Source organism: Leifsonia shinshuensis, assembly GCF_013410375.1.
Classification (GTDB): Bacteria; Actinomycetota; Actinomycetes; order Actinomycetales; family Microbacteriaceae; genus Leifsonia; species Leifsonia shinshuensis.
In genome coordinates, this window is record NZ_JACCFL010000001.1 from 661,484 (window position 1) to 676,016 (window position 14,533).

Sequence of the window (14,533 nt, forward strand, 5' to 3'; positions counted from 1 at the left end):
CCCGGACGCGTGATCCGGCACCCCGGAGACTGTTCACCCGGCGGGCGTAGGCTCGGACGCATGCTTGCGACCATCATCCACGGAGAGCGCGACGTGCGCCTCGAAGAAGTCCCCGACCCCGTCCTCTCGACCGGCGGAGACGCCATCGTGCGCGTCGTGGCGGCGTGCGTCTGCGGGTCGGACCTGTGGCCCTACCGCGGCGTGACGCCGACCGCGTCCCCGCGCCGCATCGGCCACGAGTTCGTCGGCGTCGTCGAGGAGGTGGGCCCCGACGTGCGGACCATCGCCGTCGGCGACTTCGTCATCGCCCCGTTCTACGACTGCGACATGACCTGCGTGAACTGCAAGAACGGCGTCAGCACCTCCTGCCTGCACGGCGGCTGGTGGGGCGCCGAGGACCAGCTCGGCGGCTTCGCCGACGGCGGCCAGGGCCAGAAGGTGCGCGTTCCGCACGCCGACGGCTCCCTGGTCGCGACCCCGGAGTACCCGCGCCCGGAGCTCATCCCCAGCCTCCTCACCCTGTCCGACGTGATGGGCACCGGCCACCACGCCGCCGTCTCGGCGGGCGTCACCGAGGGCAGCACCGTGGTCGTGGTCGGCGACGGCGCGGTCGGCCTGTGCGCCGTGCTCGCCTCCGCCCGGCTCGGCGCCTCCCGCATCGTCGCCATGTCCCGGCACGAGTCGCGGCAGGCGCTCGCGCGGGAGTTCGGCGCGACCGACATCGTCGCCGAGCGCGGCGACGCGGGCGTCGCCGCCGTCAAGGAGCTGTTCGACGGCATCGGCCCGGACTGCGTCCTGGAGGCCGTCGGCACCAAGGAGTCGATGGACCAGGCGATCCGCTCCGCGCGCCCCGGCGGCATGGTCGGCTACGTCGGCGTCCCGAACGGCGGGGCCGAGCTGCCGATCCGCGCGCTGTTCAGCAGCAACGTCGGCGTGAACGGCGGCGTCGCTCCGGTCCGCAACTACGTGGAGGAGCTGCTGCAGGACGTCTGGTCCGGCGCGATCGAGCCGGGCAAGGTCTTCGACCTGGAGCTGCCGCTGACCGACATCGCCGAGGCGTACGCCGCGATGGACGAGCGCCGCGCGATCAAGACCCTCGTGCGCCCCTAGCGCTCGCGGAAAACGAAGGAGGGCACGTCGCGTTCGCGACGTGCCCTCCTTCGTGTGCGGGGCGGGACGGGTCAGGCGTTGACGAGCAGGACCTCGTCGAGCGCGTTGCGGGTGCGCGGGGCGAGCTCGCGCTCGCGGAGCGGCTCCGGCAGCGCCTCCGCGTCGCCGAGCATGCCGACGGCGGTCACCGAGACCGGAACGAAGCGCTCGTCGATGTCGAACGCCGCACGCAGGCCGGCCGCGTCGAAGCCGCCCATCTGGTGCGTGTGGAGGCCGTCGTGGTGGGCCTGGACGCTGAAGTGCGCGACCGCCTGGCCGACGTCGTAGGTCGCCCAGCGGCGCTCGTTGCCCTCGGCGTCGGCGACCTCGGCGAGGGCGACGACCAGCGCGCCGGCGGCTCCGGCCCAGGCCTGGTTGAAGCCCATCAGGTTGGCCACGATGGTGTCGAACGCCGCACTGCCGCGCCGGGCGACGATGAAGCGCCAGGGCTGCGAGTTGTTGGCGGACGGCGACCAGCGCGCGGCCTCGAGGGCGGCGGTCAGCTTGTCCTGGTCGATCACGGCCTCGGCGTCGAAGGCGCGCGGGCTCCAGCGCTCGGCGAGCGCGGGCAGCAGGGGGAAGGACGTGTCGGCGGTGCGGGTGACGGTGTCGGTCAGCGACATGAGGGGATCTCCTCGACGGGTGGGAACAGGGTGACGAGGCTCCATTGCCCAGCTATGTCGATGTGAACACATGGACCTGGGAGAGTATTCCAGGAATGGGTGACGTGTCTACAACCAGTCCTTGCGCTTGAACGTCACGTACAGGCCGCCGCACCCGACGACCATCAGCAGCGTGGACGTCCACAGGCCGCCGACCGTGTTGAAGCCCGGGTAGGGCAGGTTCTGCCCGTAGAAGCCGGTCACCGCGGCGGGGATGGCGATGATCGCCGCCCAGCTCGTCACCTTCTTCATGATGACATTGAGGCGATTGCCCTCCATCGCGATCTGGGTGTCCGACAGCGCGGTGACCAGGTCGCGCAGCGAGTCCGCCCACTCCACGTGGTGCACGCCGCGGTCGTAGAGCCCCTGGAAGAGCGGGAACAACGACGGGCTGACGCAGTCCGCCTCGCGGCGCAGCAGGGCGTCCACCGCGTCGCGCAGCGGCAGCAGGCAGCGCCGCAGCCGGGAGGCCGACTTGCGCAGCCGGTAGACACGGTTCTGGATCGCCGCCGGCTTGTTGCCGGGCGTCAGGAGCACGTCCTCGATGTCGTCGAGCTCGTCGTCCAGGGCGTTCAGCGCGGATCCGGCCTCGCCGAGGAGCTCGTCCAGCACCAGCCAGAGCAGCCAGCCGACGCCCTGGTCGCGGTGCCGCTTCTCGGTGTCGAGCCGGGCGCGCAGCGGCTCGAAGTCGAAGCCGCCGTCGTGGTCGAGGATCAGCAGCCGGGGGAGCACGTAGATGTGCAGGTCGGCGACGACGAGCTGGAACGTCGGCTCCTCCAGCTGCACCCGGTGGGTGGAGAGGCGGACGTGCGCACCCGCGACCATCGGCGTGTGGCCGCTGGAGGCCGACGCCGGCGGGTGGAGGAGCTCCGGCGCGCCGAGGTGCTCGGCGAGTTCCGAGAGCTGCAGCCGGTCCGGGTCCCGGATCTCGAGATAGCCGAAGGCCGTCGACGTCTGCAGCGCCTCCATCAACTCGGCGAGCGAGCCGACCTCCGTGCGCTCGTCCCCGTCGAAGAGCGCCCCCCGGAGCCGGAGGGACTCCTGAACCTGCTGCGACACGCGACCTCCTCGTTGGCTGACGATCCAACCTACGACCTCCCCGCTGAGTCGTCGCCGGTTGAACGTGATGGACTTCTCATGATCGGGCCGCGGCGCCGCCCCAATCCGGGTGGCACTTCCCGCCCGCCGGGCCGCTGCCTAGGCTGAGCGCGCACACACAAGGAGGAGGCCACCGATGTCTGAGGGGATCGACCCCACCGTCCCGCCATCCGGTGCCGGCTGCGTAGAGTGCGACGCGTCCGGCGGGTGGTGGGTCCACCTCCGCCGCTGCGCGGAGTGCGGCCACGTCGGCTGCTGCGACTCCTCGCTCTCCCGGCACGCTCGCGCGCACGCCGCCGCGACCGGTCATCCCGTCGCCCAGAGCTTCGAGCCGGGGGAGGACTGGTTCTGGGACTACGCGCTCGACGCGTACGTCGACGGCCCGCGCCTCGCTCCGCCGGACAGCCATCCCGACACGCAGACCACCCCGGGACCGGCCGACCGGGTGCCCGCCGATTGGCGGGCCCGACTCGCGGCGCGCGGCTGACCGGAGGGCGAGCTCAGGGCACCAGGTTCTGGTACTGGGGCAGCGATCCGTCCAGCACCGGCACCTCGAGGGTCTCCGTCATGGTGCTGGTCTGGAACGTCACCGGGGCGAGCGAACCCGGCTGCGCGCCGAGGCCGTCGAAGGTGACCGTCTCCCCATCGGGCGTCCCGACCTGCACCGACTCGGACGCCTTCACGGTGACCGTCTCGGAGCCGGCGTGGGTGACGATCCGCACGTCCTCGCTCGACGTGCCCTGGTTGACGAGGGTGGCGACCAGGCTCGCGAGCGACGACGAGTGCTTCGTGAGCAGGACGGCGTTGCCGATGAAGATTGGCCCGATGTCGCCGTTGACCCCGGTGGCGGTCTCCTGGATGTACTTCGTGTCCTGCGGGGCGATCAGATCGCACCCGGCCAGCAGCCCCAGGACGGCGACCCCGACCAGCGCGGCGGAGACACGGCGGCGGGTCAGGCCGCGACGGACGGTGCGGGTTGCGGTGCCGGCGTCTGCGCTCACGGCGTCAGCATAGCCCCGCGGATGAGGCGCGCAGTAGGCCCGTTCGCGGGCGCCGGGGAGGGGTGCGAAACCGCCCTTCTGTGTGAACGCCGTATGTCGCGGACGTAAAACTTCGTAACCTCACAGAGAGCGCTTTCCTGCCTCCATCGGGGTACAAAGAATGCCTGCATTTGTCGCCGCCGCGCCCGGGACGCAACCCGCCGATCAGGCTTCTGACCTGGGATTCCGGTCGCTCACCGCGGAGTGGCACCGGGTGTCGGCATGTCGGCGGACATGTCCCCCGAATACAGATCGGCGACGCGCCGTCAAGTCCGTTCCACCCCCACTTGCGGGTCGTTCATGAGGACCCGTACAACTAGGACCACCCGAACCGACCAGATCCCCGCCGACGTGGATGCCACCCCCCCTTTCCGCACCGAGAGGCCTGTCTCGTGTTCATCTTCCTGCTGCAGCTCCGGCACATGCTGGGCGGCCATCCCGAGTTCTACCTGTTCGCCATCTATTCCGCGCTGATCTGGGTCATCTGGATCGTCAAGGTCCTGATGTCCCGCCGCTACCGGCCGTACACCGACGAGTTCCACGGCACGACCAGCGTCGTCGTCCCCGTCGTGGACGAGCCCCTCGACCTGTTCCGCGACGTGCTCGGCCGCATGGTCGAGCAGCGGCCGGGCGAGATCATCGTCGTCATCAACGGCGCCCCGAACCCGGAGCTGGCGGAGGTGTGCGAGGAGTTCGCCCCGCTGGTGCGCTGGGTGCACACGCCCATCCCGGGCAAGCGCAATGCGGTGATGATCGGGACGCGGATGTCCACCGGCGAGATCACCGTCCTGGTCGACTCCGACACCGTCTGGACGCAGGACACGCTGAGCGAGCTGGTCAAGCCGTTCGCCGACCGGCGCGTCGGCGGCGTGACCACCAAGCAGCGCATCCTGGAGCCCGAGCGCAGCTGGATCACCCGCTGGGCGGACTGGCTGGAGAACTCGCGGGCGCTCTACTCGATGCCCGCGCAGAGCGTGGTCGGCCAGATCGGCTGCCTGCCCGGGCGGACGATCGCGTTCCGCCGCTCGATCCTGATGCGCGTCATGGACAAGTTCATGACCGAGAAGTTCCTCGGGGTGTTCCTGGAGGTCTCCGACGACCGCACCCTGACGAACCTCACGCTGAAGGAGGGCTACCGCACCGTCTACCAGCACACCAGCCTGGTCTACACGGATGCGCCGCTGAAGGTGAAGAAGCTCTTCAAGCAGCAGCTCCGCTGGGCGCGCGGGAGTCAGTACAACACCATGCGGATGCTGCCCTGGATGCTCGGCCACGCGCCGATCCTGGCGTTCTTCTTCGTGATGGACATCCTCCTGCCGTTCATCCTCGCCGGCGTCATGGGCGGCTGGGTGTACCGGTCGATCACCGGGGCGGGCTACAACTTCTACGAGGGCTTCCTGAAGTCCTACGGCATCCAGGGCGGCATCCTCGCGGTGGCCGCGCTGATGGTCGCGTCGTCGGTCATCAGCATGTCCATCCGGCAGATCCGGCACCTCTCGGAGAAGCCGAGCGACTTCTTCCGGCTGCCGGTGTTCATCATCGTCTCGACCTTCTTCCTCATGCCGATCCGGCTCATCGGGTTCTTCCGCATGGCGCACGCCAGCGGCTGGGGGACCCGGGCCGGGGCGTACGCGGGAGGGCCGGGAGAGATCAGCTCGGACGACGAGATCGCCGCGCTGGGGACGACGGCGCTGGGGACGACGGCGCCGGAGACGACTGCGCTGGGCGCGACCCCGAGCGCAGCGACGGCTCCCCGGCTCGACCTGCCCGACGCCGTCGGCGGCGTCACCTCGTCCACCGCCCTCGCGACCGCCACCCGGCCCGCAACGGAGGTCGTCACCCGCGCGCAGGCGAAGACTGCGACGAAGACCGCCGCGAAGAAGTCCACCCGGCGCCGGCTCAACCCGCTCGCCGCCATCCCGTATCTGATCGGCATCGCGATCCTGACCCTGGAGGCCCTGTTCCTTGTCTAGCCCGACCTTCACCGGCCGCGTCGCCGGCCGAGCCCACAGCTGGTGGGCCCAGTCCAAGTCCCGCTCGCAGGCCACCCTGGCCGCCTTCCTCGTCCTCGCCACCGTCCTGCTCGGAATCTCCGCCTACGTGTGGGTCTCGCCCACCGGGGCCCCGCTGCGGAAGGCCGTCGCCGACGTCACCGAGACGGTGACGCCGTTCGCCGCCCAGAACGCCGAGCTCAAGCGCAACCTCGACCGGGCGACCCAGACCATCGCCTCCCAGAAGGGCAAGCTGACGGCCATGCAGGCGGAGACGCTCGCCGCGCAGGCGGGGGCGGCCAAGCAGCTCGCGGCCGCGCAGCAGAAGGCGCAGGCCGCGCAGAGCGAGCTCGCGAGCGTGAAGGCGCAGCTCGCCGCAGCGCAGGCGAAGGCCGGCCACGCGACGGGCTCCGCCGTCACCGGCAAGCCCGCCTCCGGATCCTCCGGTTCCGGCGGCAACGTGGCGCCGCCGGTCACCGCACCGGCCCGCGCCGACCTCCTGAACCCGTCGAGCCGCTACTTCGGGATGTACACCGAGCAGGCCCCGTTCAACTGGGCCACCTTCGACGCGACCAGCTCGAAGATCGGCGTCACGCCCAACCTGGTCGGCTACTTCCAGGGCTGGGACCAGACCTTCCGCCCGGACGCGGTGAAGCGCGCCTGGCAGCAGGGCCGGATGCCGATGATGACGTGGGAGTCCCGTCCGATCACGGCGGCCAACGACTCCAACTCGGCGCCCGAGTACTCCCTGCCGAAGATCATCGGCGGCGACTTCGACACCTACCTGCACCAGTACGCGAAGGACATCGTCGCTGGCGGCCTGCCGCTCGCCATCCGCCTCGACCACGAGATGAACGCCATCTGGTACCCGTGGTCGGAGACCGACGGCGCGGGCAAGTCCATCAACGGCAACAACCCCGGCGACTACGTGAAGATGTGGCGGCACGTCCACGACATCTTCCAGCAGGAGGGCGCGAACGACCTCGTGGTCTGGGTGTGGGCGCCGAACATCGTCAACAACCTGCCCGCCACGCACAAGGTCCCCGGCTACCTCGAGAACCTCTACCCCGGCGACCAGTACGTCGACTGGGTGGGCCTCTCCGGCTACCTGCGGCCGCCGTTCAAGGCGGACAACGACTTCAGCTTCGACTACACCTTCAAGCCCAGCCTGGACAAGCTGCGCGCCCTCACGTCGAAGCCGATCATCCTCGCCGAGGTCGGGGCCTCCGAGACCGAGGGCCACAAGCCCGCCTGGATCACCTCGCTCTTCGCCGGGCTCGCCAAGCCGCAGAACGCCGACATCATCGGCTTCTCCTGGTTCAACCTCGCCGTGACCAGCTACGTGGAGGGCGTGCGCGCCACCAACGACTGGCGCATCGACTCCCGGGCCGACTCGCTGTCCGCGTTCATCGCGGGGCTGACGAGGCCCGAGGACCGCTTCACCCTCACCCCGGCGCCGTGATCCGGCGCCGCATCCGGAAGGACACGACATGACCACCGCCAAGAAGACCCAGAAGGACCAGGCCGCCCCGCGCATCAGCGTGATCGGCACCGGCTATCTCGGCGCCACCCACGCGGCGGCGATGGCCGAGCTCGGCTTCGACGTGATCGGCGTCGACACCGACCCGTACAAGGTCGCCGAGCTCACCGAGGGCCGCGCGCCGTTCTTCGAGCCCGGCCTGCCCGAGCTGATCCGCTCGAACGTCGCGGCCGGCCGGCTGCGCTTCACGACCGACCTCGCCGAGGCGGTCGCCGCCTCCGACGTGCACTTCATCTGCGTCGGGACGCCGCAGCAGTCCGGCTCGTTCGCCGCGAACCTGAGCTACGTGGAGGCCGCGACCCGCGGCATCGCGGCCGCGCTGACCCACGACGCGCTGATCGTCGGGAAGTCGACCGTGCCCGTCGGCACCGGCGCCCGGCTGCGGGCGATCGTGGCGGAGGCCGCGCCGGCCGGCGTCGACGCCGAACTGGTCTGGAACCCCGAGTTCCTCCGCGAGGGCAAGGCCGTGGACGACACTCTGCGTCCCGACCGGCTCGTGTTCGGCGGCACCTCGGAGCGGTCGGAGGCGCTGCTCCGCCGCGTCTACGCGACGCCGATCGCCGACGGCACGCCGGTGCTCATCGCCGACCTGCCCACGGCCGAACTGGTGAAGGTGAGCGCGAACGCCTTCCTCGCCACCAAGATCTCGTTCATCAACGCGATCGCCGAGGTCTGCGACGCCGCAGGCGCCGACGTCGCCCTGCTGGCGGACGCGCTCGGTCACGACACCCGCATCGGGCGCCAGTTCCTCAACGCCGGCCTCGGGTTCGGCGGCGGCTGCCTCCCGAAGGACATCCGGGCGCTCATGCACCGCTCCGGCGAGCTGGGAGCGCACGCGGCGGTCGGCCTCCTGCAGCAGGTGGACGAGATCAACATGGGCCGTCGCCAGCGGGTGATCGACCTCGCCCTCCAGGCGCTCGGCGGCTCGGTGCTGAACCGGCGGATCGGCGTGCTCGGCGCCGCCTTCAAGCCGCACACCGACGACGTCCGCGACTCGCCCGCCCTCAACGTGGCGGCCGCGCTGCACCTCCGCGGCGCGCAGGTCGTGGTCTACGACCCGCAGGCCCGCGGCACCGCGCAGCGGCTCTTCCCGACGCTCGGCTACGCGGAGTCGAAGGAGGAGGCGCTCGCCGGAGCGGACCTGACCGTGGTGCTCACCGAGTGGGACGAGTTCACCGGAGCCGACCCGGCCGCGCTGCGTGAGCTCGCCTCCGGCGGCACTGTGATCGACGCCCGCAACTGCCTCGACGCGACCGCGTGGAACGCCGCGGGCTGGACCGTCCTGGGCATGGGCCGCGTCCCGGCCTCCGCCGCGCTCGTCCCCGACGCCCTCCCCCTCCACTGATCCTCCGCCTCCGACTCGAGAAAGCGAGCAACCGACATGAGCAGTTACGTCACGAAGGCCGTCATCCCCGCGGCCGGCCTCGGCACCCGGTTCCTCCCGGCGACCAAGGCGATGCCGAAGGAGATGCTGCCGGTGGTGGACAAGCCGGCCATCCAGTACGTGGTCGAGGAGGCCGTCGCCAGCGGGCTCCACGACGTCCTGATGATCACGGGCCGCAACAAGAACGCGCTGGAGAACCACTTCGACCGCAACGCCGAGCTGGAGGACACCCTGGCCCGCAAGGGCGACACCGACCGCCTGCACAAGGTGAGCTACTCCACCTCGCTGGCCGACCTCCACTACACGCGGCAGGGCGACCCCAAGGGCCTCGGCCACGCCGTCCTCCGCGCGAAGGCGCACATCGGCCATGAGCCGTTCGCCGTCCTGCTCGGCGACGACATCATCGACGCGCGCGACCCGCTGCTGACGCGGATGCTGCAGGTGCAGCACGCGCTCAACACGACCGTCGTGGCGCTGATGGAGGTGCCGCCGGAGAGCATCCATCTGTACGGCGCGGCCGCCGTCGTGCCGACCGAGCACGAGGACGTGGTGCGGATCACCGGGCTCGTCGAGAAGCCGAGCCGCGAGAACGCGCCCTCGAACTACGCCGTCATCGGCCGCTACGTGCTGCGTCCGGAGATCTTCGACATCCTGGAGAAGACGCCCCCGGGCAAGGGCGGCGAGATCCAGCTGACCGACGCGCTCGAGGGCCTGGCCACCGCCCCGGCCTGGACCGGCGGCGTGCACGGCGTCGTCTTCCGCGGCCGGCGCTATGACACCGGCGACCGGCTGGACTACCTCAAGGCGATCGTGCAGCTCGCCGTCGCGCGCGACGACCTCGGTCCGGAGCTGCTGCCGTGGCTGCGCGACTTCTCCGCCAATGCGGGACCGGCGGACACCGGCTCCATCCCGGCGCTGCCCGTGCCGCTGGAGCCGGCCGCGCGGGAGCTCCTGCAGATCGCCGGAGCCTGAGCGGGCCGCCGGGCGGGAGGGTCGTCAGCGCAGCCCGAGCCGCTTGAGCGTGTGCTTCTCGCTCTCGCCCGAGTCGGTCTCCACCTCGTCGACCGCGATGGGGATGTTCGGACCGATGGCCAGCCACACGAAGCCGTCGCGGTGCACCAGCGGCACCAGGTCGGTGGTGCCGTCGCGCAGCAGCGTCCGCACCCGCTTGAGGAGGGCGTAGCCCTCGGAGGGCAGCGTGACGTACGTCTTGCGGCGGTAGTGCACGACGTGCGCCACGGTCTTGGCCTTGAGCCCCGCGATCTCCGCGGCGGGGAACGGCTCCGCGCCGTTCCAGGTCACGGCGTCCTTCGTGTCGGTCATGCCACGCACGGTACGCCCCCGCACGGTGCGGTGTCACCGGTTACAGTCGACGGATGCGCGTTCCCGAGCCCGCCGTCCTCGACCGCCTCGCCGACCGCGGCTGGCCGGCCCTGGAGCGCGAGGAGCTGGGCGGCTGGACCCTCCGGTCGGCGGGCGGCGTGACCAACCGCGCCAACTCGGTGCTCACCTGCGGCGAGGTCGCGGACCCGGAGGCCGCGATCGCCCGGGCCGAACGCTGGTACCGGGACCGCCTCCTCCCCACGGTGTTCCAGGTCAGTCCGGCGTCGCCGGCCGGGCTCCCCGCCCTGCTTGCGCGCCGCGGCTACCGGGAGCATTCGCGGACCGACGTCCTGGTGGCCGACCGCGCCGAGGTCGCGGCCGCGCCGCCGTCGCCCGGAGCGGCCGCCGTCCGGGTCGCGGACGCTCCGCCTCCCGGCTGGCTCGACACCTGGTGGGAGGTGGACGGTCGCGGCGGCGACGCCGAACGCGACATCGTCGGTCGCATCCTCAGCGGCGGCCCGGCGCTGTACGCCGCTGCGCCCGGCCCGCGGCGCGGCGCTCCCGTCGCCGTGGCGCGGCTCGCCCTCGTCGGCGACTGGGCGGGACTCTACGCGGTCGCCACGCTTCCGGAGGCACGCCGCCGCGGGCTGGCCAGATCCCTCGCGGTGGCGCTCGCCGGCGCGGCGGGGGAGCGCGGCGTGCGGCGTCTGTGGCTGCAGGTGCTCGCCGGCAACGCCGCCGCCCACGCGCTCTACGCGGGGCTCGGCTTCCACCCGGCGTCGCACTACTCCTACTGGCAGTCCCGCTGAGGTTCGGCTGGCACGACGCTGTTAAACCACGATGCCGGGCGGTGTGGATACTAGGGTTACTCCACACAGCCCGGCATGCGTTTCGGGGTTATCGCTGGAGGATTATTCGGGTTCCTCCGTCGACTCTTAGAGACTAGCGGATGTGTCGGCCAAATGGGGGACCATTTTGTACCCCGGTCTGTCCCCAGTTAGAGGGGGCACGGTGAGGGGGCAGGCCCGATCAGGCCGCCAGTTCGGCCACCAGGGCGGCGACGAAGTCGTCGATGTCCTGCTCGGTCGTGTCGAACGAGCACATCCAGCGCACCTCGTGGCGGGCGGCGTCCCAGTCGTAGAACCGGAAGTGCTGCCGCAGGCGGTCGGCGACGCCGGCCGGGAGCGTCGCGAAGACGCCGTTCGCCTCCGTGGCCTGGCTGAAGCCGACGCCCTGGATGCTGCCGTCGGCGATCCCGGCCTCCAGCGCGCCGCGCAGCCGCGACGCCATCGCGTTGGCGTGCGACGCCGAGCGCAGGTAGAGGTCGTCGTGGAGGAGCGCGATGAGCTGCGCCGAGATGAAGCGCATCTTGGAGGCGAGCTGCATGTTCAGCTTGCGCAGGTAGAGCAGGCCCTCCGAGGCGGCCGGGTTGAGGACCACGACGGCCTCGCCGTAGAGCATCCCGTTCTTGGTGCCGCCGAAGCTGAGCACGTCGACGCCGGCGTCCGTGGTGAACTCCTTCAGCGGCACGCCGAGCGTGGCGGCGGCGTTGGAGATGCGGGCGCCGTCCATGTGCAGCTTCATGCCGCGCGCGTGCACGTGGTCGGCGATCGCGCGGATCTCCTCGACGCTGTACGCGGTGCCGAGCTCGGTGGTCTGCGTGATGGAGACGGCGAGCGGCTGCGCGCGGTGCTCGTCGCCCCAGCCCCAGGCCTCGCGGTCGATGAGCTCGGGTGTCAGCTTGCCGTCCGGGGTCTCGACCGTCAGCAGCTTGAGGCCGCCGACCTTCTCCGGGGCGCCGGCCTCGTCGGTGTTGATGTGCGCGGTCTTGGCGCAGATCACCGCACCCCAGCGCGGCACCATCGACTGCAGGCCGACGACGTTCGCGCCGGTGCCGTTGAAGACCGGGAACACCTGGACGCCCTCGCCGAAGTGCTCGGCGAACACCTCGTGCAGGCGCTCGGTGTACACGTCCTCGCCGTAGGAGATCTGGTGCCCGTTGTTCGCCGCGGCGATCGCGTCGAGAATCTCGGGGTGCACGCCCGCGTAGTTGTCCGACGCGAAGCCGCGCAGGTTGAGGTCATGGAGTTGAAGCGTCACTGTTCCATCCTAGATTCGCTGAAAGCGCGGCCCCGATTCGGCACGAATGCACGTTATGGCGCCGCGAAAGTGGACATTCGGCACGAATGTCAGAGGGGGAGGCGCGTGCCGTTGATCGACGAAGGGTCGGTGCGCCAGAGGCGCACGACCTCGTCGCCGAGGCGCTCCTCGAGGCCGGCGAGCGTCTTCACGACGAACTCGACGGCCGCCGACTGCGGAGCCTCCTTGCCGAGGCCGTGCGCGACGGCGCGCGTCCACGCGTCCGCCGCTGCCTTGGCCGCGGCGTAGTTCGCGCCGCCCGCGTACGGCCTGTCGACTGCCGTGGAGGACACGGTGACCAGCCGGCCGGCCGGGGAGGCGACCAGGTCGTCGTAGAAGATGCGCGTGGTGTTCCGCAGGGTCTGGAAGCCGCGCTCCAGGAACTCCCAGTCCGCGTCGCTCTGCCCGGCGATGCCGCCACCCCCGCGCCAGCCGCCGACCAGGTGGACCAGACCGTCGACGCGCCCGAACTTGAGGTGGATGCGCATCGCGAGCTCGGCCACGGCGTCACGGTCGGCGAGGTCGCAGGCCCGCGTGTCGACGCCCGGCACGGCCTCCGCCAGTGCGTCGAGCGCCTCCTGCCGGGTGCCGACGGCGAGCACGGTCGCGCCTGCCGTCGTGAGCGCACGCGCCACCGCCTCGCCGGACGCGCTGGTCGCGCCGGCGATCAGCACGAGGCGTCCGGCGACGCCGGTCGCCGACGCCGGCGCGGTCCCTTCGGGTGAGAACCGCGCCGGCGTCGAACCTTCCTGATCCGTCACGCCTCGTCCGTCGTTCCGGTGATGCCGGAGGTGGATTCGATGACGGCGGTCATCTTCTTGTTCAGCGCTTCGTAGAACATGGAGAGGGGGAACTCGTCGTCCAGCACCGCGTCGGTGTAGCCCTTCGGCGGTCCGGCCAGCACCTCATCGGAGAGGCCGCGTGCCCACACCGATGCCGGGTTCGGGGTCAGCGTTTCGGTGAGCATGTCGTAGGCGGCGAGCCAGTGCGCGACCTTGGGCCGGTCGATGGACCTCCAGTACAGGTCGTTGATCCGGTCCGAGAGCGCCACGACCACGTCGGGGACCTGATCCCAGTCGATGGTGAGTTGGGTGTCGGTCCAGTGCAGGACGTTGTGCTGGTGCAGCCAGGCGAACAGGAGCTGTCCGCCGAGGCCGTCGTAGTTGCGGATCCGGCTGCCGGTGATCGCGAACCGGAAGATCCGGTCGAAGATCACCGCGTACTGCACCAGTTTGGCGTGGTCGCGGATCTGCCGTTGCGGGTCCGACAGTTCCGACTCCGGCAGGGCGCCGAGCTGGCGTTCCAGCCGCACGGACTCCCGGAACGCGGTGAGGTCGCAGCGGAGCTCTTCCAACGAGTAGAGGAAGAACGGCATGCGCTGTTTGATCATGAACGGGTCGAAGGGCAGGTCGCCGCGCATGTGGGAGCGGTCGTGGATGAGGTCCCACATCACGAAGGTCTCCTCCGTGAGCCGCTGGTCCTCCAGCATGAGGGCGGCATCCGCCGGCAGGTCGAGTTTCGTGATCTCGGCGGCGGCGCGCACGACCCGGCGGTAGCGGGCGGCCTCGCGGTCTTGGAAGATCGCACCCCACGTGAACGTCGGGATCTCGCGCATCGCGACCGTCTCGGGGAACAGCACAGCCGAGTTGGTGTCGTAGCCGGGCGTGAAGTCCACGAAGCGCAGCGCCACGAACAGCTTGTTGCCGTAGTCGCCGGCCTCCAGCGCCGCCACGAACTCGGGCCAGATGACCTCCACGAGCACGGCCTCCACGAACCGGTTCGTGCTGCCGTTCTGCGTGTACATCGGGAAGACCACGAGGTGGCCGAGCCCGTCGACGCGGTTCCGCTGCGGCTGGAACTCGTTCAGCGCGTCGAGGAAGTCCGGCACCCCGAACCCCTCATCCGCCCAGCGGGCGAAGTCCGCGCGGAGGGCGGCCAGGTAGGACGCGTCGTGCGGGAAGAACGGGGCGAGCTCGGCGATGGCGTCCACGATGGTGGCGGTGAGCTCCGCGGCGGCGAGCCGGTCGGACTCCAGCCCGACCGAGCCGTCCTTGACCTGCAGCGCCTGGAGTGCGGTCGCCGCCTCCTTCAGTCGCAGCCACGCGGGATGCGTCGCGACCTCACGAACGGAGCGGGCGTCCTCGACGACCTCGGGCTCCCCGACAATGGCTCCTGCAGTGAACTGCGGGACGAATTGAGACATGACG

The 14,533-nt window shown here is 70.8% G+C and carries 14 protein-coding genes; 7 read left to right on the forward strand and 7 right to left on the reverse strand.

Annotated elements, in window-relative coordinates:
* Positions 1-60 precede the first annotated feature (60 nt).
* Complete coding sequence (locus tag HNR13_RS03320) at positions 61-1,110, forward strand: zinc-dependent alcohol dehydrogenase family protein (RefSeq protein ID WP_179604434.1); 1,050 nt, start codon at positions 61-63, stop codon at positions 1,108-1,110.
* Positions 1,111-1,181: 71 nt separating this feature from the next.
* Here the strand turns inward: HNR13_RS03320 and HNR13_RS03325 are convergent, their stop codons facing one another.
* Together HNR13_RS03325 and HNR13_RS03330 are read right to left on the reverse strand one after the other, a co-directional pair.
* Complete coding sequence (locus HNR13_RS03325) at positions 1,182-1,772, reverse strand: nitroreductase family protein (protein ID WP_179604435.1); 591 nt, start codon at positions 1,770-1,772, stop codon at positions 1,182-1,184.
* A 108-nt stretch (positions 1,773-1,880) separates the two neighbouring features.
* Positions 1,881-2,870, reverse strand: coding sequence for a CorA family divalent cation transporter (locus HNR13_RS03330; RefSeq protein ID WP_179604436.1), 990 nt, complete (start codon positions 2,868-2,870; stop codon positions 1,881-1,883).
* A 175-nt stretch (positions 2,871-3,045) separates the two neighbouring features.
* Between HNR13_RS03330 and HNR13_RS03335 the strand changes: the two genes are divergently transcribed.
* Positions 3,046-3,396, forward strand: coding sequence for a UBP-type zinc finger domain-containing protein (locus tag HNR13_RS03335; protein WP_179604437.1), 351 nt, complete (start codon positions 3,046-3,048; stop codon positions 3,394-3,396).
* A gap of 13 nt (positions 3,397-3,409) precedes the next feature.
* Here the strand turns inward: HNR13_RS03335 and HNR13_RS03340 are convergent, their stop codons facing one another.
* Positions 3,410-3,910 (reverse strand): hypothetical protein, encoded by a 501-nt coding sequence (locus HNR13_RS03340; protein WP_179604438.1) that lies wholly within the window; start codon positions 3,908-3,910, stop codon positions 3,410-3,412.
* A gap of 431 nt (positions 3,911-4,341) precedes the next feature.
* On the opposite strand from HNR13_RS03340, the gene HNR13_RS03345 reads away from it, so the two are divergent.
* From HNR13_RS03345 to galU, 4 genes are read left to right on the forward strand one after another with little or no spacing between them, the layout of a single operon-like run.
* Positions 4,342-5,922 (forward strand): glycosyltransferase, encoded by a 1,581-nt coding sequence (locus HNR13_RS03345; RefSeq protein WP_179604439.1) that lies wholly within the window; start codon positions 4,342-4,344, stop codon positions 5,920-5,922.
* On the forward strand, positions 5,915-7,402 hold the full coding sequence (locus HNR13_RS03350; RefSeq protein WP_179604440.1) for a glycoside hydrolase family 26 protein: 1,488 nt from the start codon (positions 5,915-5,917) through the stop codon (positions 7,400-7,402). The genes HNR13_RS03345 and HNR13_RS03350 overlap by 8 nt, the downstream gene beginning before the upstream one ends.
* Before the next feature lie 28 nt (positions 7,403-7,430).
* Positions 7,431-8,825: a UDP-glucose dehydrogenase family protein gene (locus HNR13_RS03355; protein ID WP_179604441.1), complete on the forward strand. Its 1,395-nt coding sequence runs from the start codon at positions 7,431-7,433 to the stop codon at positions 8,823-8,825.
* Between the two features lie 36 nt (positions 8,826-8,861).
* Positions 8,862-9,836, forward strand: coding sequence for a UTP--glucose-1-phosphate uridylyltransferase GalU (gene galU, locus HNR13_RS03360; protein WP_179604442.1), 975 nt, complete (start codon positions 8,862-8,864; stop codon positions 9,834-9,836).
* A 24-nt stretch (positions 9,837-9,860) separates the two neighbouring features.
* Here galU and HNR13_RS03365 read toward each other — a convergent pair whose 3' ends face one another.
* Positions 9,861-10,187 carry a hypothetical protein gene (locus HNR13_RS03365; RefSeq protein WP_179604443.1) on the reverse strand — a complete coding sequence of 109 codons (327 nt, stop codon included), beginning with the start codon at positions 10,185-10,187 and terminating at the stop codon, positions 9,861-9,863.
* Positions 10,188-10,240: 53 nt separating this feature from the next.
* On the opposite strand from HNR13_RS03365, the gene HNR13_RS03370 reads away from it, so the two are divergent.
* On the forward strand, positions 10,241-10,996 hold the full coding sequence (locus HNR13_RS03370; RefSeq protein ID WP_179604444.1) for a GNAT family N-acetyltransferase: 756 nt from the start codon (positions 10,241-10,243) through the stop codon (positions 10,994-10,996).
* Positions 10,997-11,216: 220 nt separating this feature from the next.
* On the opposite strand, the gene HNR13_RS03375 is transcribed toward HNR13_RS03370, so the two are convergent.
* The 3 genes from HNR13_RS03375 to HNR13_RS03385 form a co-directional block, all read right to left on the reverse strand.
* Positions 11,217-12,287 carry a beta-eliminating lyase-related protein gene (locus HNR13_RS03375; RefSeq protein ID WP_179604445.1) on the reverse strand — a complete coding sequence of 357 codons (1,071 nt, stop codon included), beginning with the start codon at positions 12,285-12,287 and terminating at the stop codon, positions 11,217-11,219.
* 89 nt (positions 12,288-12,376) lie between these two features.
* Complete coding sequence (locus HNR13_RS03380; protein ID WP_179609096.1) at positions 12,377-13,000, reverse strand: SDR family NAD(P)-dependent oxidoreductase; 624 nt, start codon at positions 12,998-13,000, stop codon at positions 12,377-12,379.
* 83 nt (positions 13,001-13,083) lie between these two features.
* Positions 13,084-14,529 carry a DUF6421 family protein gene (locus tag HNR13_RS03385; RefSeq protein ID WP_179604446.1) on the reverse strand — a complete coding sequence of 482 codons (1,446 nt, stop codon included), beginning with the start codon at positions 14,527-14,529 and terminating at the stop codon, positions 13,084-13,086.
* Positions 14,530-14,533: the final 4 nt, after the last annotated feature.

Bases quoted from the DNA above. Each gene is read 5' to 3' on its own strand.
- HNR13_RS03320 (WP_179604434.1), top strand. From the start codon at position 61: ATGCTTGCGACCATCATCCACGGAGAGCGCGACGTGCGCCTCGAAGAA.
- HNR13_RS03325 (WP_179604435.1), bottom strand. From the start codon at position 1,772: ATGTCGCTGACCGACACCGTCACCCGCACCGCCGACACGTCCTTCCCC.
- HNR13_RS03335 (WP_179604437.1), top strand. From the start codon at position 3,046: ATGTCTGAGGGGATCGACCCCACCGTCCCGCCATCCGGTGCCGGCTGC.
- HNR13_RS03355 (WP_179604441.1), top strand. From the start codon at position 7,431: ATGACCACCGCCAAGAAGACCCAGAAGGACCAGGCCGCCCCGCGCATC.
- galU (WP_179604442.1), top strand. From the start codon at position 8,862: ATGAGCAGTTACGTCACGAAGGCCGTCATCCCCGCGGCCGGCCTCGGC.
- HNR13_RS03365 (WP_179604443.1), bottom strand. From the start codon at position 10,187: ATGACCGACACGAAGGACGCCGTGACCTGGAACGGCGCGGAGCCGTTC.
- HNR13_RS03370 (WP_179604444.1), top strand. From the start codon at position 10,241: ATGCGCGTTCCCGAGCCCGCCGTCCTCGACCGCCTCGCCGACCGCGGC.
- HNR13_RS03385 (WP_179604446.1), bottom strand. From the start codon at position 14,529: ATGTCTCAATTCGTCCCGCAGTTCACTGCAGGAGCCATTGTCGGGGAG.